At 56.1% G+C, this 24,252-nt stretch carries 22 protein-coding genes; 2 read left to right on the top strand and 20 right to left on the bottom strand.

Annotated features, from left to right (window positions below):
* Positions 1–33 precede the first annotated feature (33 nt).
* The 17 genes from eutK to maeB form a co-directional block, all read right to left on the bottom strand.
* Positions 34–564 (bottom strand): ethanolamine utilization microcompartment protein EutK, encoded by a 531-nt coding sequence (gene eutK, locus GPJ68_RS17700; protein ID WP_016157100.1) that lies wholly within the window; start codon positions 562–564, stop codon positions 34–36.
* An 11-nt stretch (positions 565–575) separates the two neighbouring features.
* Positions 576–1,235: an ethanolamine utilization microcompartment protein EutL gene (eutL, locus tag GPJ68_RS17705; protein ID WP_016153946.1), complete on the bottom strand. Its 660-nt coding sequence runs from the start codon at positions 1,233–1,235 to the stop codon at positions 576–578.
* 9 nt (positions 1,236–1,244) lie between these two features.
* Positions 1,245–2,141, bottom strand: a complete 897-nt coding sequence (gene eutC / locus GPJ68_RS17710) for an ethanolamine ammonia-lyase subunit EutC (RefSeq protein ID WP_016153947.1) — start codon at positions 2,139–2,141, stop codon at positions 1,245–1,247.
* A 20-nt stretch (positions 2,142–2,161) separates the two neighbouring features.
* Positions 2,162–3,523, bottom strand: coding sequence for an ethanolamine ammonia-lyase subunit alpha (eutB, locus tag GPJ68_RS17715; RefSeq protein ID WP_003038029.1), 1,362 nt, complete (start codon positions 3,521–3,523; stop codon positions 2,162–2,164).
* A gap of 11 nt (positions 3,524–3,534) precedes the next feature.
* Positions 3,535–4,938 carry an ethanolamine ammonia-lyase reactivating factor EutA gene (eutA, locus tag GPJ68_RS17720; protein WP_016153949.1) on the bottom strand — a complete coding sequence of 468 codons (1,404 nt, stop codon included), beginning with the start codon at positions 4,936–4,938 and terminating at the stop codon, positions 3,535–3,537.
* On the bottom strand, positions 4,935–6,167 hold the full coding sequence (eutH, locus tag GPJ68_RS17725) for an ethanolamine utilization protein EutH (protein ID WP_016153950.1): 1,233 nt from the start codon (positions 6,165–6,167) through the stop codon (positions 4,935–4,937). The genes eutA and eutH overlap by 4 nt, the downstream gene beginning before the upstream one ends.
* Before the next feature lie 27 nt (positions 6,168–6,194).
* Positions 6,195–7,382, bottom strand: coding sequence for an ethanolamine utilization ethanol dehydrogenase EutG (eutG, locus tag GPJ68_RS17730; RefSeq protein ID WP_016153951.1), 1,188 nt, complete (start codon positions 7,380–7,382; stop codon positions 6,195–6,197).
* Positions 7,372–8,211 carry an ethanolamine utilization protein EutJ gene (eutJ, locus tag GPJ68_RS17735; RefSeq protein WP_016153952.1) on the bottom strand — a complete coding sequence of 280 codons (840 nt, stop codon included), beginning with the start codon at positions 8,209–8,211 and terminating at the stop codon, positions 7,372–7,374. The genes eutG and eutJ overlap by 11 nt, the downstream gene beginning before the upstream one ends.
* A 12-nt stretch (positions 8,212–8,223) precedes the next feature.
* Positions 8,224–9,627, bottom strand: a complete 1,404-nt coding sequence (locus GPJ68_RS17740) for an aldehyde dehydrogenase family protein (RefSeq protein ID WP_016153953.1) — start codon at positions 9,625–9,627, stop codon at positions 8,224–8,226.
* Between the two features lie 11 nt (positions 9,628–9,638).
* On the bottom strand, positions 9,639–9,926 hold the full coding sequence (gene eutN / locus GPJ68_RS17745) for an ethanolamine utilization microcompartment protein EutN (protein ID WP_016153954.1): 288 nt from the start codon (positions 9,924–9,926) through the stop codon (positions 9,639–9,641).
* A gap of 114 nt (positions 9,927–10,040) precedes the next feature.
* Entirely contained in the window at positions 10,041–10,334 is a 294-nt protein-coding gene (gene eutM / locus GPJ68_RS17750; protein WP_003835054.1) for an ethanolamine utilization microcompartment protein EutM, read from the bottom strand.
* 36 nt (positions 10,335–10,370) lie between these two features.
* A complete protein-coding gene (gene pta, locus GPJ68_RS17755) occupies positions 10,371–11,387 on the bottom strand; it encodes a phosphate acetyltransferase (RefSeq protein WP_016153955.1) in 1,017 nt (338 codons plus the stop codon).
* The gene (gene eutT / locus GPJ68_RS17760; protein ID WP_019077358.1) at positions 11,384–12,187 is read right to left on the bottom strand and encodes an ethanolamine utilization cob(I)yrinic acid a,c-diamide adenosyltransferase EutT; all 804 of its coding nucleotides are present in this window, start codon (positions 12,185–12,187) and stop codon (positions 11,384–11,386) included. Before eutT ends, pta begins: the two co-directional genes overlap by 4 nt.
* A 9-nt stretch (positions 12,188–12,196) precedes the next feature.
* Positions 12,197–12,901 (bottom strand): ethanolamine utilization acetate kinase EutQ, encoded by a 705-nt coding sequence (gene eutQ, locus GPJ68_RS17765; RefSeq protein WP_049270083.1) that lies wholly within the window; start codon positions 12,899–12,901, stop codon positions 12,197–12,199.
* A complete protein-coding gene (gene eutP / locus GPJ68_RS17770) occupies positions 12,879–13,358 on the bottom strand; it encodes an ethanolamine utilization acetate kinase EutP (RefSeq protein ID WP_016153958.1) in 480 nt (159 codons plus the stop codon). Before eutP ends, eutQ begins: the two co-directional genes overlap by 23 nt.
* 12 nt (positions 13,359–13,370) lie before the next feature.
* The gene (gene eutS, locus GPJ68_RS17775; protein ID WP_003037995.1) at positions 13,371–13,706 is read right to left on the bottom strand and encodes an ethanolamine utilization microcompartment protein EutS; all 336 of its coding nucleotides are present in this window, start codon (positions 13,704–13,706) and stop codon (positions 13,371–13,373) included.
* A 160-nt stretch (positions 13,707–13,866) separates the two neighbouring features.
* Complete coding sequence (maeB, locus tag GPJ68_RS17780; RefSeq protein ID WP_016153959.1) at positions 13,867–16,146, bottom strand: NADP-dependent oxaloacetate-decarboxylating malate dehydrogenase; 2,280 nt, start codon at positions 16,144–16,146, stop codon at positions 13,867–13,869.
* A gap of 280 nt (positions 16,147–16,426) precedes the next feature.
* Here maeB and tkt point away from each other — a divergent pair, with 280 nt between their 5' ends.
* Positions 16,427–18,421: a transketolase gene (tkt, locus tag GPJ68_RS17785; RefSeq protein ID WP_104651173.1), complete on the top strand. Its 1,995-nt coding sequence runs from the start codon at positions 16,427–16,429 to the stop codon at positions 18,419–18,421.
* Here tkt and GPJ68_RS17790 read toward each other — a convergent pair.
* The 3 genes from GPJ68_RS17790 to aegA form a co-directional block, all read right to left on the bottom strand.
* Positions 18,411–19,454 (bottom strand): DUF1176 domain-containing protein, encoded by a 1,044-nt coding sequence (locus tag GPJ68_RS17790; protein WP_029139621.1) that lies wholly within the window; start codon positions 19,452–19,454, stop codon positions 18,411–18,413. The two genes, tkt and GPJ68_RS17790, sit on opposite strands and share 11 nt — an antisense overlap.
* A gap of 123 nt (positions 19,455–19,577) precedes the next feature.
* A complete protein-coding gene (nudK, locus tag GPJ68_RS17795) occupies positions 19,578–20,153 on the bottom strand; it encodes a GDP-mannose pyrophosphatase NudK (RefSeq protein ID WP_016157107.1) in 576 nt (191 codons plus the stop codon).
* A 157-nt stretch (positions 20,154–20,310) separates the two neighbouring features.
* On the bottom strand, positions 20,311–22,290 hold the full coding sequence (gene aegA / locus GPJ68_RS17800) for a formate-dependent uric acid utilization protein AegA (RefSeq protein WP_172860642.1): 1,980 nt from the start codon (positions 22,288–22,290) through the stop codon (positions 20,311–20,313).
* A gap of 263 nt (positions 22,291–22,553) precedes the next feature.
* On the opposite strand from aegA, the gene narQ reads away from it, so the two are divergent.
* On the top strand, positions 22,554–24,251 hold the full coding sequence (narQ, locus tag GPJ68_RS17805) for a nitrate/nitrite two-component system sensor histidine kinase NarQ (protein WP_016157109.1): 1,698 nt from the start codon (positions 22,554–22,556) through the stop codon (positions 24,249–24,251).
* The last annotated feature ends 1 nt before the right edge of the window (position 24,252 follow it).

Consider the following 24,252-nt stretch of genomic DNA (forward strand, 5'->3'; position numbering starts at 1 on the left):
AAGCTTCAACGAAGCCCCCGGCCCTCCGACAGGTTAATTTTTTAAGCGATAGCGACTACTGCGTTTACGCAACGCTCCGTCAGAAAAGAGCTGTTCCAGCGCCTTTCTGGCTTCATCAAGTGACCAGCCAAAGTGGGCAGCCACTTCCCCTGCCGTCATTCCTTGACGGACCGATGCCAACAGCGTCAGAAGTTGATCAGAGGATTCAGGCGTCAACGGGGCGTCCTGCGTCTTCTGCGTTTTTACATCTGTTTTCACTTCTGGCTTCTGTTCTGGTTTCTTCGGCTGGCGCTTAAAACCGCCGATCAGCCACTGGGTATCATCGTCCGGTCGGCCGATTTCCTTACGGCTGATAACACGGCCTGTACGCGCAGCAGCGGCGCTACCGGCATCCAGCGCTGCGCGGCACGCCGCCAGATCGCCTTCCACCACCAGCGTCAACCGGCCAGGATCGAGCACTTCGTGGCTAAGCAGGCGCACGTTCGCGGCTTTCAGCATGGCATCCGCCGCATCCACGGCAGCGACCATGCCATCCACTTCCAGTAATCCCAGTGCATTGATCATCACAACCTCTCTTACGCGCGCTGGATTGGGTTACGGGCAATATCCAGAACGGCATCGGCAAAGGCGTTACATGCAGCTTTACAAGCAGCCTGGCTACCGGTCATAAACGCAGCCGAATAGTTGGTTTCTGACGGCGGCGGAACGTAAGTCACCAGTTGTACATCAGCCGATTTCAGCGCAGCATCAATACCAAATGTCGCTTCCAGCGGCGGCGCCACCAGATACGCCATCGGATCGCCAAGCCGGCATCCTGCGGTCGCCGAGAGATACGAGCCGGTACGCGAAACCACATGCGCCAGGAAGGCGGTATCTTCTGCGTCATTCGCCCACTGAAACGCCGCGCCGCTTTCAATATTGGCTACCATCGCGTCCAGACCTGCGCGAACTTCTGCCGGGTTGGGTCCACCGAGCATAATCAGCACTTCACCCGAAGTTGGAGAGGGACTGTGCGCCGCGCCGGCATACAGCGAGCGGCCATAAACCACTTCCACCATTGCCTGTTTTGTCGCTTCGTCTGCGGCAATATACGCCACGTCATCAGAATCTGCTGTGATGAGTCCGAGGCTACGTATATGTGGCGGTAATTTAAGTTCACGGGCAAAACCGTCATTTACCGAGGCAATCACGCGCATTGCGGTGACTGAAGGTCTAATCAAATCTAATGCTGGCATGATGCCTCCTTAACGGGTCATATTGATGCCGGATGCTTTTTGCTCCAGCATGCGCTTGGCCAAATCCACAATGACCGCCGCCGCTTCAACCGGTGGCGTACCGCCCTGGTGAATGTTCGAGATACAGGTACGGTCAGCTTCAACGGTCGTCGCCACACGCGGCGAATAGACGGCGTAGCAAGAAAGGCTTTCCGACTGGCCCAGGCCCGGACGTTCCCCAACCAGCAGGATCACCGCTTTCGCGCCCAGCAGTTCGCCGATCTGATCTTCGATTTTCACGCGACCATAGCGAACAAAGAACGGCGTCCCGACCTTCAATCCGGCCTGTTTTAAGCCAGACAACAGCGGCGGCAGAATCTCTTCGTAGTTAGCGGTGATAGCGTCCGTAGACAGGCCATCAGAGATAATCACCTGCACATCCGGGTTCATTACACACTGTGATTTCAGCGCTTCAATGGCTTCCGCACTCAGACGGCGCCCCAGATCCGGACGCGTCAGATACAGGTTTTTGTCACTGATTTCCGAGCGCACTTCCAGCAGCCCCTGGGCTTTTACCCACTCTTCCGGCACTTCTTTCAATACCGTATCTTTCGAACGCGAGTGGTCGGCCAGGAAGCGCAGCAGCGCCTGGGTACGCGGACGTGGACCGGCTCGACCGGTACATACACGCGCCGCAGTGCTGCGACGCAGTTCAGTCAACACCTCTGCGCGGTGCGGATTCTCAACGCCAATCCACGCTTTAGCCTCGGCTGAGCCTAAATCCATCGCACAGCTTTCACCGGTCGGCGCGGCGCACTGGGTGGTGCTGCATTGCGCTTGTACTGCCGGCGCTTGCGCCTGCGGCTGCGACTCACCCATTGACGCCATCACGCTGCGTACAATTTCTTCAATCTGTTTTTGATCCATCGTGTGTCATCCCCGCGTCATCAGAAGAACAGTGACGGATCGCCCGCCCGTTTGGTCAGGCGACCGTTTGCCATAATGCCCATGGTTTCCAGCCAGCGTTCAAACTCCGGCGACGGACGCAGGTTCAGCAGCTGGCGCACGGTCGCGGTGTCGTGGAAGGCGGTGGTCTGATAGTTGAGCATGATGTCGTCACCGAGCGGCATGCCCATGATGTAGTTGCAGCCTGCGGTGGCGAGCAGAATCATCAGGTTTTCGTTGAGGTTCTGGTCAGCATCAGCATGGTTGGTATAGCAGCAGTCGCAGCCCATTGAGATGCCGCTCAGCTTGCCCATAAAGTGATCTTCCAGACCCGCGCGAATAATCTGACGGTCGTTATAGAGATACTCCGGCCCGATAAAGCCGACAACGGTGTTCACCAGGAACGGATCGTAGTGACGCGCCAGACCGTAGTTACGTGCTTCCATCGTCACCTGATCGGCGCCGAAGTTAGCGCCAGCAGAAAGCGCAGACCCTTGTCCGGTTTCGAAGTACAGGCAGTTTTCCCCGGCGATACGGTTAAACTCAGCGCCCACTGCACGCGCTTCATCCAGCATGGCCAGCTCAACGCCAAACTCTTTTAAGCCTTTCTCGCTGCCGCAGATACTCTGGAAAATCAGCCCGCCCGGCGCGCCGCGACGAATGGCTTCGATCTGGGTAGTAACGTGCGCCAGGACGCAGCCCTGGGTCGGGATATTGAATTTGTCGATGACGCCGTACACGGTATCAAGTACGCGGCTTAAGTTTTCCACGTCATCTGTTACCGGGTTAACGCCAATCACCGCATCGCCCGCCCCGAAGGACAGCCCTTCGTAGATTTGTGCCGCAATACTCTGCACGTCATCACGGGTGTCGTTCGGCTGTAAACGACAGCTGAAGGTGCCCGGCAGACCAATGGTGGTGTTGGCCTTTTTGATCACCGGCATTTTCTTACCGCCGTAGATCAGGTCCGCGTTAGAGCAGATTTTTGCTACCGCTGCGACCACTTCCGACGTTAATCCTTTGCGCGTAAACGCAATGTCATCAACGGAGGTTTCATCGCTCAGCACGTACTCGCGCAGCTCGCTGATACTCCAGTTTTTGATGCGGTTATAGGCCGTTTCGTTGACGTCGTCCTGAATCAGACGCGTCACGCAGTCCTCTTCATAGGAAATCACCGGGTTGTTGCGGATATCCGCTACCGTCATTTCCGACAGCACCTGTTTGGCCGCCACTCGCTCTTGCGAACTGGTTGCAGCTACCCCTGCCAGCACATCCCCCGAACGCAGTTCGTTGGCTTTTGCCAGCACCTCTTTAACATCCTTAAACTGATAAACATTGCCGAACAATGTGGTCTTTAGTTTCATAAGTCGTTCCCTCAGGAAGGAAATGCGAGTGATTTCACCGTCACCGGCACAACCGATCCGCCAAAAAGAGGCGTACCAATGTCGATATAGTCCCCCGCCCGGACAACCACCTCATCGATGACTGCCAGCGGGTGTTGCTGTAACTGTGGGCGTAACAGCATGCCCAGGGCTTTACCAAAATCCTGCTCGGCTACCACCAGCAGGGGATGCGGATTCGGATGGCGTGCGACAAAGGCCAGTAGCGCATCAATAACCGTTAACAGCGCGGCGTAGCGCACCGGCAGCGAACCGGGCAGCGCCAGCACGTAAGCGTCTGTTTGCGGGTCCAGATCGAGCTGCATCAGTGCTTGTTGCCAGGCGGCCACCAAATCAGCCTCATCAACCGGAATCGCCACCGGCAGATTGCGCAGCGGAAGCGCCACACCTTCCAGCCAGATGGTGCTGCCCGAAAGCGACAGCGTATGCGCACCGGCGCCAATCACCGTGGCGCGCACGGTTTGCGCCGGGAACTGCACGTTCATCTCACGCAGGCGCGGATGTTCATGCAGCGCCGTCGCTAACAGCGGCCCAATATCGGAAAAACAGAATGGATCGGCAGGCTGGTTGCGGTAGCACTCGCCCACCCCGCCGGACAACGTAATCACTTCCGGCTTCACACCCGTCGGCAACAGACCGGTTTGCATCAGCGCCTGCGCCAGCGGTGACAGCGTGCCGTCAATCACCTCAACGATCAGCGCCGCCATCCGTCGAGCCACCTGAACAAGCTGCGCCGCATTAAGGGTTCGGGCGTCGGTGCCTGGACCAAATACGTCATCAACAATCATCTGTCCTGGCTGATGCGCATGCACCACCCGCCCCTGACCGTCCGTTTCCAGCAGTCGTCCGCCGACGTTCAGGCAGGCCGAACCGCTGACTTTTCCGGCATCGAACAGGACGTAGTTCGACGTCCCGCCACCGATGTCGATATTCAGTACGCGGCACAACTTCTGCTCTGACAGGGTTTGAGCCCCTGCGCCGTGACCGGCAATCACTGATTCCAGATGCGGACCGGCGCTGGCAACCACGAAGTCCCCCAGCGACTGAGAGAGCGTCATCACCGCTGGTCGCGCGTTGCGGGTTTTGGCACTTTCTCCGGTGATGATGATCGCGCCGGAATCGACGGTCTCAGGCGCAATTCCGGCCGCCTGATACTGGGCGAGGATCAGCGCCTTAAGTTCGGCCTCTTTCAACCCGCCCTGCTTATCAACGGGGGTAAAGAACACCGGGCTTTGCCAGCTAATTTCGCGTTTGATGAATTCGTAACGCGGCACCTGCGACACTGCCGCACGGTTGACCAGCTCAAGGCGTGAGAAGATCACCTGAGTGGTGGTGGTGCCGATATCGATACCGACGCTGAGTAGCTGGCGAGTATTCACGATTGCGCCTCCGGGTTGGTTTCTGCTGGTGCTGGAACATCTTCGTCTTTCGGTACCAACAGCATAGCCACACCAATCGCCGTCACGCCGCCAATCAGCTTGCCGACAATCATTGGGAAGATCATCGCGTTCATGTTGGCCGCGGCGAAACCTAAGTGGTCACCCAGTGCGAAGGCTGCGGAGACCGCAAAAGCGCAGTTGATCACTTTGCCGCGGGTATCCATATTCTTCATCATGCCGAACATTGGGATGTTGTTCGCCAGCGTCGCCACCATGCCCGCAGCCGCGATATTATTGATTTTTAACAGGTTACCGACGCTCATCAGCGGCTTTTCAAACCAGCGGGTCAGCAGCAGTACCATTGGGTACGCACCCAGCAGCACGCAGGAGATAGAACCGATAACTTCGATGGCGCGCATCACTTCACCCGGCTTGTCACCCGGTGCCATGAAGATAGGATCAAGACCCGGAATCAGTTCCCAGCCGAGCAGGAATTTGATTACCGCTGCCGCCAGACCGATGGTGATCAGCGCCACCAGGAATTTCGCGAAGATCTGGAAGCCGTTGATCATTTTTTCCGGGATGAATTTCAGTCCCAGCGCCACCAGCACGGCAACGATCAGCACCGGGATCATGTTCATCAGGATTAGCGCGAAGGTGAACTCCACCGGCTGCCCGTTGATTTCGACACCGGAGTACATCGCGATCAAACCACCCGCAATACAGCCAATCGGAATGGTGACGATCCCCGCCAGCACGCCCAGCGCCAGATAACGACGGTCGGACGGCTCAATAATCCCCAGCGCAACCGGAATAGAGAAGACCAGCGTCGGCCCCATCATCGCCCCGAGGATCAGGCCAGAGTACAGCCACGCCGCAACGTCGCCGCCCGCCAGTTCTTTCGCCAGGAAGAAGCCGCCCATATCGCACGCCAGCAGCGTTCCGGCAAACATCGACGGGTTCGCGCCCAACATTTCGTACAGTGGAATAATCACCGGCCCGAGCACATGCGCCAGTACCGGTGCCAGCGCGGTCATACCGACCATCGCCAGACCCAGCGCGCCCATCGCCATAAAACCTTCTTCAAACTGGCCGCCCGATCCCTCAATACTCTTCCCGAACTTACCGAGGAAGCGTGCCGAACCGCCGAACTGCGACAGGATCCTGTCCACGGCGGCAATCAGCATAAAGAACATCATGATGTACATGATGATTTCGTTAATTCCCATAACCTTCACTCCCTGTCATATGTGTATTTATTGTGCCGCCGCATACAACGCGATAATGTCGGCCTGCGTGGCGGTGCGTGGGTTACTGCGAATACAAATATCCTCCAGCGCGGCGTGAGCCCATGCGCTGTAATGCTCGGGCTTTGCCCCAACGTCAGAGAGTCGTTTGGTCTGGCCCACTTCGCTAATCAGCTCGCTGACGGCGTTGATGGCATCGCGATCGTCCGACTTCTTGTTGGTTAACGCCCGTCCGATATGGCTGAAACGCTCACGACACACCATGCGGTTGAACCCCATTACTGTGGGCAGCAGCATGGCGTTAGCCTGTCCATGTGGAATGTGCAGCGTCGCACCCGGCTGGTGCGCCATCGCGTGACACAGGCCCAGTCCCGCGCTGGAAAACGCCATCCCGGCCATACAGGAAGCCAGTAGCATGCTTTCTCGCGCCGCCAGATCCTGACCATAGCCAACGGCCTTCGGCAGCGATTTACCTATCATCGCAATCGCGCCAATCGCCAGACTGTCGGTAAACGGCGTCGCGTTCAGAGCGCTATACGCTTCAACGGCATGCGTCAGCGCATCGATCCCGGTCATCGCCGTTACGTGTGCGGGCACACCTTCCGTCAGCGCGGCGTCAAGAATCGCCACATCCGGCATCAGGGTTGCGTGGGCCAGCACTTTTTTAAGCCCGGTCGCGGCGTCGATAATCACCGTGACATTAGTGGTTTCTGAACCCGTTCCGGCGGTAGTCGGTACGGCAATCAGCGGCAGACGCGGGCGTAACGCGCTGCTCTCGTCCATGTCTGCCAGCGTCTGGGTGGGATTGGTCACCAGCAACGCCACGGCTTTTGCGGCATCCAATACGGAACCACCACCAAAGGCCACTACGCCATCGCACTTCGATTCACGCAGTTGCGCGACCGCCGCGCAGACGTCCGTAATGCACGGTTCGCCCACCGGACATGGCCACAGCGTCATCGCCACGCCTTTCATCGCCAGGCTGCGTTCCAGTGCGGCGGTCATCCCCGCCTGGTGCAGGAAACTGTCGACCATGACGAACATATGCGTCAGGCCGCGCGTTTGTGCTTCCTGTCCGCAGGTACTGAGCGCTCCCAGTCCACACAACGTAACCGGTGGAACGCTAAACGTTTTTACGCGTTGCAGATTCAGGGTATCGAATGCCTGAAAGAGCGCGGTCTGCAATTCAGCTTGCATAGATTCCTTCCGCTTTTTCTTTTCCGCTATTTGCAATCGCCAGCGGGGTCATAAACAGGCTGTGCTGGGGTAAATGCACCTGCAGTTCCGGGAAACGCTTACGAAACAGTTCATCAACGCCCGGCTGCATACAGGAACCACCGGCCAGCCATAAATCAGCCACGCCCTGTCCGGCAATATGGTGAGCCACAATTTCCGCCATTTTTTCGTAGACCGGCTTAACCACCGGCCAGATTTCTTTACCGTTGCTGCGTTTGTACTGCTCCGCCTCTTCCAACTGGATGCGACGGTTCCCGGCAAGCGTCAGAGAAATGTGGTGCCCGCCGGTCGCTTCATCGGCGGAGTAAGTCACCTTGCCTCGCTTCACAATCGCAATCCCGGTGGTACCGCCACCGATATCCACCACACCAGCGTTATCAAGCTGCAACAGGTCCGCCACCGCGGTCGGTTCATCGAGCACATGACTGACTTCAAGCCCGGCAGATTCCAGCACGTTGATCGAGATCCGTGGGTCAGTTCCCGGTGGAAACGAGGTTGCCGCGTGGGTAAAGCGGCAACCCAACTGTTGTTCGAGCGTATCGAGATGGCGACGAACGATAGTCACCGCACCGAAGAAATCCCAGACGATGCCATCGCGCACGACGTCGGCCCAGTCCAGGCAAACCGCAACCGGCTGTCCGTCACTGTCGACAACCATCGACACCACGTCACACGTCCCCAAATCCACGCCCAGCCACAGCGGTGAATCGCTCTTTACGGGCGTCTGGTTACATAGCGTTGCCGCTTTTAGCAATCTGGGTGTCAGCCAACGTTGTTCGTCGTGCGCCATATCGTTCACTCCTTATACAATTCTGAAGGCATCCACCAACACACAGCGACGCAGACGCACAAACGTGCGTGCGCTGGTCACCCCTTCCCCGGTTGGCGTGGTAATGGTCATCGTGGTCCAGCCTTCGCCGCCGAGTCCAAGACCGGCAATGCACGGTCCGTTCTTAACGAAAATGCTGGTATCAATGGCGTTTGCCATGCGGTTCATGTTGTCGATATTGCGCGAGTGCATCGCCGCCGTATGGTGACAACCGCCCTCAAGCTTGACCGCCAGTTCAATGGCCTCATCGACGTTGGCGACCCGCACGACCGGCAGAACCGGCATCATCAGTTCGGTTACGGCAAACGGGTGAGTCGCAGAGGTTTCGACGAACAACAGCCGGGTTTGCTCCGGTACGTTCAGACCAATCGCCGCAGCGATTTTTCCTGCGTCGCGACCCACCCAGTCACGACTGACCGTGCCTTTACCGCGTTCATCGACATTTTTCAGCAGCACCGGTTGCAGTTGTTCGGCCTGAGCCGTGGTCAGCTTGACTGCATGCTGGCTTTCCATCAGACGCATCAGCTCATCAGCGACGCTATCGACCACGATCAGCACTTTTTCGTCGGCGCAGATAATGTTGTTGTCAAACGAAGCGCCTTTGACGATCGACTGGGCTGCGCGTGCCAGATCAGCCGTTTCATCAACCACCACCGGCGGATTTCCCGCACCGGCGGCAATCAGACGTTTGTTGGTGTGCTTACGCGCGGCATCCACTACGGCTTCACCGCCGGTCACCACCAGCAGGCCGATGCCTGGGTACTTAAACAGACGCTGGGCGGTTTCAATATCCGGATTGGCCACGGTAACCAGCAGGTTTGCCGGTCCGCCTGCAGCAACTACCGCCTGGTTAAGCAGAGTGATAGCGCGCTGAGACACGCCCTTGGCAGCCGGATGCGGTGCGAAGACCACGCTGTTGCCAGCCGCAATCAGGCTGATGGCGTTGTTAATAACGGTCGCAGCCGGGTTGGTGGACGGTGTCACCGAGGCCACCACACCCCACGGCGCGTTTTCAATCAGCGTCAGGCCGTTATCACCGGTCAGAACCTGTGGAGACAGGCATTCCACGCCCGGCGTGGCGCGTGCCTGCGCCACATTTTTGGCAAATTTATCTTCAACGCGTCCCATGCCGGTTTCTGTGACGGCAAGTTCCGCTAATTCTCGGGCATGTTTTTCGCCCGCCTCACGTAGAGCCGTGATAGCCAGTTGGCGCATGGCAACGCTTTTCAGCCCTTGCTGGGCCAGTTTTGCTGCCGCCACTGCGTCATCCAGGGAGGCAAAAACGCCCATTTCTTGAACGGCACTGACGGGTTGGCTGCTGTCTTTCATTTTCAGCAGTACCGCTTTCACGACCTGTTCAATATCCTGTTGATTCATGATTTTCTGCCTTATTTATGGAAGATCACCTGACCACCTGCCACCACTTCATCAACAATGCCAATCACGCACAGATCGACAGGTGATGATTCGTTACGGTGCGCCTGACGGGCTGAGCTTCCGCTGACCAGCAGCACCCACTCTCCGGTTCCCGCCCCAATGCTGTCGATAGCAACAGCACATTGCCCGTCGGGATTTCCGCAGGCATCAATCATTTCCACCATCAGCAACTTGTCGTGCGCGAGCCCCTGATGGCGTACGGTACAAACAATTTGTCCTGTGACGATTGCCAGTTTCATACGCGCCTCCGTGGCATATTTCAGGTAAAACCTCCCCCTACCCTCCGCAGAAGGTAATGTGAAAAGGAGAGAGGGTGACGCCAGCAATGAAGTCTGTGGCGTCACATGGACGACTTACATGTCGTTGCTGTCGCCTTTAAAGCTGATCGGGAACACTTCTTCCAGATCGCCATGCGGACGCGGGATTACGTGTACGGAAACCAGCTCACCAATACGCTGTGCAGCAGCAGCACCAGCATCCGTTGCGGCTTTACATGCCGCTACGTCACCACGGACCATTGCAGTAACCAGACCGCCGCCGATCTGCTTCACGCCGACCAGTTTCACGCGTGCCGCTTTAACCATTGCGTCAGAAGCCTCAATCAGTGCAACCAGGCCCCGGGTTTCAATCATTCCTAATGCTTCCATTGTGTTTTCCTCTCATTAAGGGGTCCAGAACGGGACCTAAACAACCAGTGTGTGTGAGGCGTTTTCACGACTCATGTCAGTCTGACGCGGCACTGCTGCCACCAACGCCAGTTCGATAATTTCCTGTACGCTACAGCCGCGAGAGAGGTCATGAAGCGGTGCGGCAAGCCCTTGGATCAACGGACCTACGGCACGATACCCTCCCAGACGCTGGGCGATTTTGTAGCCAATATTGCCTGCCTCCAGCGATGGGAAGACCATCACATTGGCATTGCCCTTTAACGGACTGGCGGGCGCTTTTTGCGCGGCGACATCCGGAACAAAGGCGGCATCAAATTGCAGTTCCCCATCCACGGTAAGCTGAGGGGCGCGCTCACGAACGATCTCCGTAGCCTGCTGCACGTTAGCGACGTTAGGATGACGAGCGCTGCCTTGACTTGAAAACGACAGCATGGCCACGCGCGGTTCTTCACCGGTGATCGCCTGCCATGTCTGCGCGCTGGCAATCGCAATATCCGCCAGCTGCGCGGCTGTGGGCTGCGGCACGACGCTGCAATCGGCAAACCCTAATGCCGGCCCGAGGTACTGCGGCAGCATCAGGAAAATTGACGACAGCGTTTTACAGCCTGGCTGTAACCCAATAATGCGTAACCCAGCGCGCAGCACGTTTGCTGTCGACGACAAATTGCCCGCAATACAGACGTCAGCTTTACCCGCGCTAACCATGGCGGCGGCGAACATCAGCGGATCGTTGAGTTTTTCCAGCGCATCTGCAGGCGTTTTATCTCCCGCGCGGGCCAGCCAGCGCAGCGCAAACTCTTCACGCATGGACTGGTTGCTTTGCGGGTCGATAACCTGAATGCCATCCATTGCCACCCGATGGCTGAGGGCAAACTGGCGCAGCGCAAACGGACTGGCGACGAGAACAGGATGTGCCAGACCGTGCTGATGCAGGTAATTTGCCGCTTTCAACACCCGAACATCCAGCGCATCCGGGAACACCACCCGTGCAGGTGAGCGCTGGGCGAGTTGACGAGCACGTTCAATGATCATTGCTTCTCCCCCAGTCGCTGTTGAATTTGGCTAACCGTCAGTGGATGCTTCGCTACGCTCAGAATCATCATCACGTAGACCGTACTGGAAAGGCGATTGAGCGCCTGCATGATGTCCGGTCGCATCACGTCAAAACTACGGGTGATGAATACCTGGGCCGCCACCGTCTCCGTTTCACGAACTTTGGTACGCAGCAGATTAAGCAACGCGCAATCACGGCCATGACTGGCTTCAGGCACCAGATGGTCGTGGTCCAGATAGCGCAGCGGCTGATGCGAAAGCCGGTGTAAATCTTCGTCGCTTAACCCGACGATAGCTTGTGCTGCCAGCGGCTCGTCGATAGCGTCGGCGCGCATAATGTTGCCCAGACGCGAACGGATATCCGCCAGCCACGGCTGCCACGGTTCCGCCAGCTCTATCTGCAACCACACGGCCAGGGCGATGGTGCTGTCCAGCGCGGCGCGAAATCCCAGGCGCGGGTCACTTTTAGCGACCATCTTGTCCGCTGTCAGATGCGTCAGCGTGTCTGCTTTCTTCACCACCGGTTGATGACACAGTTCGCAACTGGCCTGTGGATGCGTATCGCTGCTGGTTAAACCATGCACCTGCTGCGGCTGCTGTTCTTCGTCATCAATAAACAGGCTACCCTGCTCGTCGATATACTTAATGCGCAGATGTCGGCTTTCCAGTAATTCCCGGGCAGATGGCGTCAGGCGAGCATCAGCGGGGAGATGAATTTCAGCCCCTTCGCTGAGCGTATGATTCGCTCTGAGCCATGCTTCGGTAATGAAATCCTTCATACATCCGCCTTAGCAGGACTGCCAGTTCGCAGGCCAGGCCACATACAGAAATTTCACCGTCGATGGCGTACCAAATTCGATGCTGGAGCCTTTCGGGATAAACATCACGTCCCCGGCTTTAGCAATCATGGTTTCGCCTTCGTGGCGAACGTGCAGCTCGCCTTCCAGAATCATGTCGATTTCGTCGTAGTTCAGCGTCCATGGGAAAAAAGCGTTATCCCACTGCATGAACCCGGCGGCCATGCTGCTACCGTCCTGGTCGGTCACCAGATCGGTTAAACCCACGCAGTGCGGCTGTGCGCCGTCAAAACGACCAAACTTCACGCTGCTGCCGTCGATGACTTTGACGCCGCCTTTGCCGGTCACCGAGTTAAAGCTCGGCTGCATTCCGCCCTGCTCCAGCGACTGTTTCTCCTTCATGACTTTGTCCATCAGTTGGGCGACCAGGCTTTCGGTAAACTGCCCTTCCGGTAACTGCGCAATGATGGTTTCGCGAATGCGCTGGCTTTCCGTTTTGCCATCATCCACCGCAGCCGGTGCAGCAGCAGCGACGGTTGGCGCGGATTCATCGCATTCACTGATGGTGACGCCCAGCAGCTCCGCAACTTCGCGCGCCTCCGGGGTGATGATGCTGGCGCGCAGAACAACCGACATTTCCTGTTCGCCGCGTGCGTGGGCCGCACGAATATCGTTAGCTGTGATGAGTTTTTTCACCTGCCCTTTCCTCCTTTTGGCTGAGCTCAGTCAGATAATCCACCAGGTGCTGCACGCTGCGCGGGTCATGGCTGTTGAGTTCGAAAATCGGCTCCTGGAACCCTATCCCGCGAAGTAGTTGTCGCGTTGCGGCGACGTCGGCATCCGGCATGTCCGTTTTGCTGATAACGGCGATTTGTCGTTTACTGGCGCCGATATCCAACAGCCCGGCAGGTAAGCGACTTTCTTTATCATTTGCCGCGTGTATATAAATCAACGTATCAACATCCTGCAGCGTGGTAATTAAGGCGTGATACCAGCGCGGATGGCTAAAATATTCTCCTGGCGTGTCGATATCGCCATTTTCATTAAACTCCACGGCCTGTGTTTTTCTGGCGAGGGAATAATTTCCCTGTAGCGCATTAAAGAGCGTTGTTTTCCCCGCCCCCACCGTACCGACAAACGCAATACGTTTCATCGCCGCCTCTGATTAACTTTTTGTCAGGTTGCACAAAGTGAAATTTAATAACCGACCCAGACCGCTTACCGTCTGTAATAACGCTTCTTCTACCGCACCTACCGAGCCGTAGATGACCAGCGCACCGCTGAATCGATCGAGAAAGCCGATATGTACATCTGCCGCCTTCATAGCTAAGTCACCGGCAATCATGGCGGTTTCGCCTGGCGTCAGCGTCATGATGCCGATAGCGCCCGCTTCGGGAACGCCGATCTTTTTCGCCAGTTCCTCGCCGGGGTGCGCAATGAGATGCGCCAGCGTAACCTGTTTCCCCGGCACAAATTCCTGAATAATGCGTTCTTTTTCCATTGCTCACCGCCTCCGCTAAAACTGCCCTCATCGTGGCAATTTTTTGTCAGAGTAAATAACAAAATTCGGCAACCATGTTTAAAAGGTGAAGTGGATCACTAAGAAAGGGGAAATAAAAAGGCGCGGGAGAAACCCGCGCCGGAAATAAATTAAAGTGAAATTACAGCGGCTGAGTTTGGGCTTCTACAACCGCCAGCGCCACCATATTAACGATACGACGAACAGAAGCGATCGGCGTTAATACGTGAACCGGTTTCGCAACCCCCATCAGCACCGGGCCGACCGTTACGCCTTCAGAGCTGGAAACGCGTAGTAAGTTGTAACTAATACGGGCAGCTTCCATATTCGGCATCACCAGAATATTCGCTGAGCCTTTCAGCGGACTGTCCGGCATGCGGTCATGACGGATGCTTTCCACCAGCGCGGCATCGCCGTGCATTTCGCCATCAATCATCAACTCTGGCGCACGCGCCTTAATCAGCTCCAGCGCTTCGCGCATTTTGCTGGCCGACGGACAGTTAGATGAGCCAAAGTTGGAGTGCGACAGCAGCGCTACCTTCGGTTCGATACCAAAGCGACGCACGGTTTCTGCCGCCATCACGGCGATTTCCGCCAGTTGCTCCGGCGTAGGATCGTCGTTAACGTAGGTATCGGCGATAAAGGTGTTACCGCTTGGCAGCAGCAAGGCGTTCATCGCCCCGGCAGTATGCACGCCATCGCGATGACCAAACACCTCTTTCACCACGCTGAAGTGCTCATGGTAGTCGCCTATCGTACCGCAGATCATTGCATCCGCTTCGCCACGCTGCACCATGATCGCGCCGATCACCGTGGTGTTGGCAATTACCGCACGCTGCGCCTGCTCCTGGGTAATACCACGACGTTTCATAATCTGGTAGTACTCGCTCCAGTACTCTTTAAAGCGCGGATCGGATTCATTGTTGACGATCTCAAAATCGACGCCTGCTTTGATCTGCAGACCCAGTTTCTGGATACGCATTTCGATAACGCTCGGACGACCGATCAGGATCGGTTTCGCCAGACCTAAAGTGATCAGCTCCTGCGTGGCATGCAGTACACGCGCCTCTTCCCCTTCAGTCAGCACCACGCGCTTCGGCGCTTTGCGTGCCAGAGAGAAAATCGGCTTCATGAACAGGTTGGTTTTGTAGACGAATTCGGTCAGCTTATCGATGTAAGCGTCAAAGTCGGCAATCGGACGCGTTGCCACACCGGAATCCATCGCCGCCTTCGCCACCGCAGGGGCGATTTTGACGATCAGACGCGGGTCGAACGGTTTCGGAATAATGTATTCCGGCCCGAAGCTCAGGTCCTGGTCGCCATAGGCGGAGGCCACCACTTCGCTCTGCTCGGCGTGCGCCAGCTCAGCAATGGCGTGTACCGCGGCCAGTTTCATCTCTTCGTTGATGGCAGTAGCGCCGACGTCCAGCGCGCCGCGGAAGATGAACGGGAAGCACAGAACGTTGTTAACCTGGTTCGGGTAGTCGGAACGGCCGGTGCAAATGATGGCGTCGGAACGCACCTCTTTCGCCAGCGGCGGCAGGATTTCCGGTTCCGGGTTGGCGAGGGCCAGGATCATTGGCGCACGCGCCATCTTCTTAACCATTTCCTGCGTCAGCACTTTCGGACCAGAGCAACCGAGGAAAATATCCGCGCCGTCAATGACATCATCCAGCGTACGCTTACCGTCATCCACCACTGCGTAAGCCGCTTTGGTTTCCGCCATGTTTGGTTCACGATCTTTGTAAATCACCCCTTTGGAGTCGCAGACCACAATGTTGTGTTTCTGCATACCCAGCGCCACCAGCAGGTTCATACAGGCAATCGCCGCCGCACCTGCACCGGACACCACCATGCGCACATCAGAGATATTTTTTTCAACCACCCGCAGACCGTTAAGGATTGCGGCAGTACTGATGATTGCCGTGCCGTGCTGGTCATCGTGGAATACCGGAATATTCATGCGCTCACGGAGTTTTTGCTCAATGTAGAAGCACTCCGGCGCTTTGATATCTTCGAGGTTAATGCCGCCAAACGTTGGTTCAAGCGCCGCTACCACGTTGATAAATTTATCCGGATCGAGTTCATCAACTTCGATGTCGAACACGTCAATCCCGGCGAATTTCTTAAACAGAACGCCTTTACCTTCCATCACCGGTTTACCGGCCAGCGCGCCAATATTACCCAGACCCAGAACCGCAGTACCGTTGGAAATAACCGCAACCAGGTTGCCGCGTGCGGTGTATTTGTAGGCTGCCAGCGGGTCCTTTTCAATTTCAAGACACGGTGCAGCCACGCCCGGCGAGTAGGCCAACGCGAGGTCGCGCTGGGTTGCCAGAGGCTTGGTCGGAGAAACCTGGATTTTACCGGGTACCGGAAATTCGTGGAAATCGAGGGCGCTTTGTTTTAACTGGTCATCCATCTTGTTGTTCCTTTCACGTATCTATCAAAAAAGTGGCGCGGGTAACCATTCTACTGAGCCGCACATTATCACCTCAGTCAACGGCACAAACTTTGAAGGTCCCCATACTCTCACCATTCAAAGAAAGAATTTGTTATCAATTTATAACATCTATGTTACCTGCTTAAGCCAGCAATACCATGCTTGTCTGCTATGCTTTTTGCTGACAACGCCCGCAATTATCTCAAAAGTGTGAATCACAACACGCATCTAACACTTTACTTTTCAAGGAGTATTTCCTATGACCCGTAAAGAGCTTGCCAATGCCATTCGTGCGCTAAGTATGGATGCCGTCCAAAAAGCTAACTCTGGCCACCCTGGAGCACCAATGGGGATGGCCGATATCGCCGAAGTACTGTGGAACGATTTCCTGCGCCATAACCCGTCCGATCCCACCTGGTACGATCGTGACCGGTTTATTTTATCCAATGGCCACGCCTCAATGCTGCTTTACAGCCTGTTGCATCTTTCCGGCTACAACCTGCCGCTCGAAGAGTTAAAGAACTTCCGCCAGCTCCATTCGAAGACACCAGGACACCCGGAAATTGGCTATACGCTGGGCGTGGAGACCACCACCGGACCGTTGGGTCAGGGTTTAGCCAACGCTGTTGGAATGGCGATTGCAGAACGCACGCTGGCGGCGCAGTTTAACCAGCCAGACCACGAGATTGTTAATCACTATACCTGGGTCTTTATGGGCGACGGCTGTCTGATGGAGGGCATTTCTCACGAAGTGTGCTCGCTGGCGGGCACCCTGGGACTTGGCAAACTCATCGGCTTTTACGATCACAACGGCATCTCAATTGATGGCGAAACCGACGGCTGGTTTACCGACGATACCGCGAAACGCTTTGAGGCCTATCACTGGCATGTAGTGCACGAGATTGACGGTCATGACCCTGAGGCGGTGAAAAAAGCGATTCAGGAAGCACAGGCCGTTACCGATAAACCGTCGCTGATTATCTGCCGCACGGTGATTGGTTTTGGTTCACCGAATAAAGCCGGGAAAGAGGAAGCGCACGGCGCTGCGCTGGGTGAAGAAGAAGTGGCGCTGACCCGGCAGAAGTTGGGGTGGCATCATCCTGCCTTTGAAATCCCCAAAGAGATTTACCGGGCGTGGGACGCTCGTGAAAAAGGCGAGAAAGCCCAACAGAGCTGGAATGAGAAGTTCGCCGCTTATCGACATGCGCATCCGGACCTGGCGGCAGAGTTTACCCGCAGGATGAGCGGTGGACTGCCGGAAGAGTGGGAAGAAACGACCCAGAAATATATCACCGAGCTGCAGGCCAATCCGACCAAAATCGCCACCCGTAAGGCCTCGCAAAATACCCTGAACGCCTACGGGCCGATACTGCCTGAGCTGCTTGGCGGTTCGGCGGATCTGGCGCCCAGCAACCTGACCATCTGGAAAGGCTCCACTTCTCTTAAAGAGGATCATGCAGGAAACTACATCCACTACGGCGTGCGGGAATTTGGCATGACCGCGATTGCCAACGGTATCGCTCACCACGGGGGCTTCGTACCGTACACCGCAACGTTCCTGATGTTTGTCGAATATGCCCGTAATGCCACACGCATGGCGGCGCTGATGAAAGCCCGACAAATCATGGTTTATACCCACGACTCGATTGGCCTTGGGGAAGATGGTCCCACGCACCAGGCCGTCGAACAGCTCGCCAGCCTGCGTCTGACGCCTAATTTCAGCACCTGGCGACCCTGCGATCAGGTTGAAGCGGCGGTAGGCTGGAAGCTGGCGGTCGAACGCCATGACGGGCCAACGGCGCTGATCCTCTCGCGGCAAAATCTGGCGCAGGTTGAGCGGACGCCTGAGCAAGTGCAGCAGATTGCCCGCGGCGGCTATGTGCTGAAGGATGGCGGCGGTAAGCCGGATGTTATCCTGATTGCTACCGGTTCAGAAATGGAAATCACGCTGCTGGCGGCGGAAAAACTGACCGGTGAAGGTCGTAACGTGCGAGTGGTTTCTCTGCCCTCAACCGATATTTTCGACGCCCAGGATGAGGCGTATAGGGAATCGGTCCTCCCCTCAAACGTCAGCGCGCGCGTGGCGGTAGAAGCAGGAATTGCCGACTACTGGTACAAATATGTTGGGCTGAAAGGGGCGATTGTCGGTATGACGGGTTATGGGGAGTCGGCTCCGGCAGACAAGCTGTTCCCGTTCTTCGGCTTTACGGTGGATAACATTGTCGACAAAGCGCATAAGGTGCTTAACGTGTGATCCACAGCGTGGGCCAGGCATCTGGCCCATGCCAGTTATCGCAGCTTGGCTCTTGGGCATAGCGCACCAGACGAAAACGCTGGCCGTCGTAGCGCCAGCGGGTCTGGATACCGCAATCTGCCAACCCTCGTCCTTTAGCGAGGGTTACCAGCTCGCGCGACTTCTCATCAAACGTGGCGTTGGTCAGCTCCATATCGCGACTTTCCGCATCCGTTTTAAAAGGCAGGCTTAGCCGTACCGCCCGTGACGTCAACGGGGTAGTACGTGAAACCACCCACGCCAGATCGATGGTGTTATATGCCCCGGCTTCACAGCCGATCATCAGCAGCGCTTTATCATCCGTTAAGGCCGTGACGCGCATCTCGCGACGCAGCGGATCGATCGAACAGCGAATACCGTTGATCCGCCAGTTACCGTAATCCAGCAATTCACTGCGCTCTTGTTGCGTGAGAGGCGTTGGCGTTGGGTTAATCACAGCCACGCCTTTTAAAGCGGGAGCGGGAGGCACGCTGAGCGGAGGCTCGTCGCCTTTTTCGATCCATGCGGTTTCGCTGCCGACCCGTTTTTGCTGGGCGTCGATAAAAAGCAGCGCGGCTTTTAGCCCGACCAGGGACAGGTTTTGCGCCCCTTTTTGCAGGGTTATCGCCTTCGCGTCCTGTACGGTTGTTAAAAATGCGCTGATGGTGGCCGGATCATCGGTCATCAGCTGCCAGGGGGTAATACGCCAGTGTTCGCCGCGAAGCGGGAGCGCTGAGCCATCCAGTAGCAGACGTGGCGCAATATCGCTCTCTTTGGCTGTGGGCGATTCCAGCCCACCCAGTTCAATACGCAACACGGCGTCGGTATGTGCCCCGGCACTGCGGCTCAAGGTCATGACCAGGCCGTGATGTTCTCCGGTATTGCGCGCCACGCAAAAGTTTTGGTTATTGCACGTCACCTGCCAGTCAGAAAACGTCTGTTGCGCGGGCGCGGCCCACAGCAAACGGACGGGTAACAACCCGAGCAGGAAAAGTAAAATAACGCGATAGCGCATGGACGGTACAACCCCGAAGTCAAAACACACAGCCTAAGCGGTATCTTCCTTGCGCGACTGATGTGGCTCAATAAGAATCGTCGGATTGGCCGAAAATTTGTAAAGAAATATAAATCCCGCGCATTAGTCCATGAGATGCGACGATTGCAAATAGTTCAGCAATAGCACCGTCTTACCGTCACGGATTTCACCCGTTTTAATCATTTCCAGCGCCTGGGTGAACGGTAGCTCCAGAACCTCAATATCTTCATCTTCCACACCTCCGCCCGCATTTGCCCGCTGGCTGTCGCTGTATTGCGCAATAAAGAAATGAATTATCTCCGTCACGCCGCCCGGCGACATATAGAGCTCAAACAGCTTACGCACTTCCCCCACTTCAAAGCCGGTCTCTTCAATGGCCTCTTTCCGAATGCACGCTTCCGGTTCGTCGTTATCCAGCAGCCCGGCGCAGGTTTCAATCAGTTGACCGCTTTCATTACCATTGACCCAGGTGGCGACGCGAAACTGGCGGATGAGCACCACCGTTTTCTTCTCCGGGTTATACAGCAGGATAGTGGCACCGTTGCCGCGATCGTAAACCTCGCGTTTGTGGCGAATCACCTCACCATTGCTACGGGTCAGGTCATAGGTAATATTGCGCAGGATGAAGTAGTTATCGGAAAGGACTTTATCTTTGATGAGGGTAATTTTTTGCGACATACCGGCTCCACAGCAAGAAGTGAGAAATAATACTACGCCGTGAAACCGGGTTTGTCTTGGTGCAATGTCGGCCTGATAAGCGAAGCACCATCAGGCAATTATGCGGCACAGAGCCGGATAGCAACGCTAACGCGCCTTATCCGGCCTTCTTAGCGACTTAGTGAGATTTGACTGATTTTATGCCCAGCCAGTCGACGATCCCTTGGGCGGCATGCCGTCCTTCCGCCATGGCCGTAACCACCAGATCCGCACCGCGTACCGCGTCACCACCGGCGAAGATTTTCGGGTTACTAGTTTGATAACGGTATGCGCTTTCAACATTGGCGGCTATGCGCCCCCAGTTATCGACCTTAACCCCATGCGTCTCCAGCCACGGCATGCCATGTGGGTGAAAACCAAACGCCATGATCACCGCATCTGCGGGCATGACAAACTCACTCCCGGCGAGGGGAACCGGGCGACGACGTCCCTGCGCGTCTGGCTCGCCAAGCTGGGTACGTAAAAAACGCACGCCGCTGACTCGCCCATCATCATGTAACACCAGCTCAACCGGCTGGACGTTAAACTCGAAGTTAGCCCCCTCTTCCCGGGCGTTCTTCACCTCTTTTTTCGAACCGGGCATGTTGGCTTCATCACGACGATAAGCGCAGGTCACCTGGCGTGCGCCATGACGCAGCGCGGTACGCACGCAGTCCATTGCCGTATCGCCTCCGCCCAGTACAACCACGTTCAGTCCGGCGGTGTCGATGAACGGCTCTTCAGGCAGTTCATCCAGCCCCATCACCTGCTTGGTGTTGGCAATCAGGAACGGTAACGCGTCATAAACGCCAGGCGCGTCTTCATTCGGCAGATCCGCCTTCATGGAACGATAGGTTCCTACGCCCACGAACACGGCATCGTAATCCTCCAGCAGCGCCGACAGCGCCACATCCTTACCCACTTCACAGTTAAGTTCGAAATGAATACCCATGGCGCTGAAGATTTCACGGCGGCGGGCCAGCAGCGATTTGTCCAGCTTGAAGGCCGGAATGCCGAACGTCAGCAAACCGCCGATTTCAGGGTGGCGATCGTATACGGTGGCGCTGACTCCGCTGCGCGCCAGCACATCCGCGCAGGCCAGACCCGCCGGACCCGCGCCGATGATAGCAACGCGCTTATCCACTTTCTGCACGTGGCTTAAGTCCGGTCGCCATCCTTTGCTCAGGGCCCGATCAGAGATGTAACGCTCAATATTTCCGATAGTGACCGCCCCATGCTCGCTACGCACCGTACATGCCCCTTCGCAAAGTCGGTCCTGCGGACATACGCGCCCGGTCACTTCCGGCAGGCAGTTGGTCTGGTGAGAAAGCTCAACCGCCGCATCGATATTCCCGGCTTTGACCAGTTCAATCCACTGCGGAATATGGTTATGCAATGGGCAGGTCCATTCGCAAATACTGTGGTCGCCGCATTTCAGGCAGCGGGACGCTTCCCGTTCCGCCTGCGCCGTACGAAACGGCAGATAGATCTCCTCAAAGCTGGTTTTACGGGCCTCAATTGCCAGCTTATCCGGCTCACCACGCGCAGGCGTCGCCTGCATTTGCTCACGTTTGGTAATTTTATGCGAAACGAAATCGGTGGCGTTGGCGTGCCAGGGCTGGCTTTCCAGACTGGCGGTGCGTAGCCTGCGCGCTTTTGACAGACCAGTAAGCGAATTTTCCGTCACCAGTTGTAACGCTTGTGCCGGACAGTTCTCTACACAGGCAGGCCCTTGTTCGCGTCCCTGACACAAATCGCATTTGTGCGCAGTGGCTTTCACCTTCCCTTTAGCGACAGGAGTGAGTACGATCTGCATCGTGCCGAAAGGACAAGCAACGACGCACGATTTACAGCCAATACACTTTTTCGGGTTCACCTGAACGCTGTCGTTATCATGGCTGATTGCCCCGTTCGGGCAACTTCTGGCGCAGGGCGCATCTTCACAGTGATGGCAGGTTACCGCACTGCGCTGCTGCTGATGCTTGATGACGGTAATTCGGGGCTGGAAATGCCGTTGACTCAGGACATGCTGCTCGCCATTGTGAGCCATGACGCAGGCGACCTCACAGGCATGGCATCCCAGGCACTGCTGGCTATTAACCATAATAAAACGATTCATGGCTTCCTTCTTTTTTGGTTGCAAAAACCTTATTCTTTATATGAGTGTTGTTATTAACCGACACGGAAGGAAGCGGCAATGTTCATTTGCCCAGGAAGCACAACTATTTATCCAGAACCTGTGGCAGATCAATTTATTTCATCGCATATGAAATTGCGTTTCAGTTACCATCCAGTTTCATGGCGTTTTATTAACATTTATCAAATACACCGCATCGTTCGGGCTGTTTTAAGGCGCGACGTGTATTGTGTGAGGATGCACAAGTGACGGTAAAGCGTCCGGTCTCGGCCAGTCTGGCTAAAGCTTTTTTCTACATAGTGCTGTTGTCGATTCTCTCAACGGGTATTGCGCTGCTCACGCTGACCAGCAGCTTACGAGATGCCGAAGCCATCAACGTGGCTGGCTCATTGCGCATGCAAAGTTACCGTCTGGGTTACGATCTGCAAAGCCAAAGTCCGCAGCTTAACGCTCACCGCCAGCTTTTCCAGCAGGCGCTAAACTCGCCAGCACTGCAGAACCTGAACGCGTGGTATGTGCCTCAAGCGGTAAAAAGTCGCTATGGACGTCTACATGCAAACTGGCTGGAAATGAACGCCCGTCTGATCGATGGCGATTTAAATTGGTACCAGAGCAATATCAATAACTATGTCGATCAAATCGATCTCTTCGTGCTGGCGCTGCAACATTATGCTGAACGCAAAGTGATGCTGGTTTTTGGTATTTCACTGGCGGGCGGGATCGGCATATTCACCCTCGTTTTCTTTACCTTACGGCGTATTCGCCAGCAGGTGGTGCGTCCGCTGAATAAGCTGGTGGTGGCAAGCCAGCACATTGAACACGGTCAGTTTGACATCCCGTCGCTGGATACTGATTTGCCCAACGAACTCGGGTTGTTGGGCAAGACCTTCAGCCAGATGTCGAGTGAATTACACAAGCTGTACCGCTCACTGGAAGCGTCTGTCGCTGAGAAGACCCACGATCTCCACGAAGCTAATCGTCGTCTGGAAGTGTTGTATCAGTGCTCTCAGGCGTTAAATACCAGTCAGATTGATGTGTACTGCTTCCGCCATATTTTACAGATCGTCCGCGAGCATGACGCCGCCTATTTCCTGGAACTCACCGTCGGAGATAACTGGCGAATTAGCGAAGGCGCAAAAAGCCCCGAGCTGCCGATGCAGATCCTGCCGGTCACCATGCAGGAAACCGTCTACGGTGAACTGCACTGGCAAAGCCCGAACGTCAATGCTTCTACCCCGCTGCTTAACAGCGTCTCCTCGATGCTGGGTCGCGGGTTGTACTTCAACCAGGCGCAAAAACATTTTCAACAGCTGTTGTTAATGGAGGAGCGGGCGACGATTGCGCGCGAGCTGCACGACTCGCTGGCGCAAGTGCTCTCTTATTTACGCATTCAGCTCACGCTGCTGAAGCGTTCGATTCCCGAAGATAACGCCCCAGCGCAAAGCATTATGGCGGATTTTTCTCAGGCGCTGAACGACGCCTACCGCCAGCTACGCGAACTGCTCACCACCTTCCGCCTGACTTTACAGCAGGCCGATCTCCCCTCCGCCCTGCATGAAATGCTGGAAACGCTGCAAAATCAGACATCGGCTAAACTGACGCTTGATTGCCGGTTACCGACCCTGGCGCTGGACGCGCAAATGCAGGTGCATCTGCTGCAGATCGTCCGTGAAGCGGTGCTGAACGCGATTAAACATGCCAGCGCAACCGAAATTGCCGTCAGTTGCGTCACCGCGCCGGATGGTAATCACACGGTTTATATTCGCGATAACGGTATCGGCATTGGCGAGCCGCATGAGCCTTCGGGGCACTATGGATTAAATATTATGCGCGAGCGGGCGGAAAGGCTGAGCGGCACGCTGACTTTCTCTCAACCCTCCGGAGGGGGAACGCTGGTGAGTATCAGTTTTCGTTCGGCAGAATCCGACGGAGAGCTAACGTAAA

The organism is Citrobacter sp. 172116965, from assembly GCF_013458095.1.
Classification (GTDB): domain Bacteria; phylum Pseudomonadota; class Gammaproteobacteria; order Enterobacterales; family Enterobacteriaceae; genus Citrobacter; species Citrobacter braakii.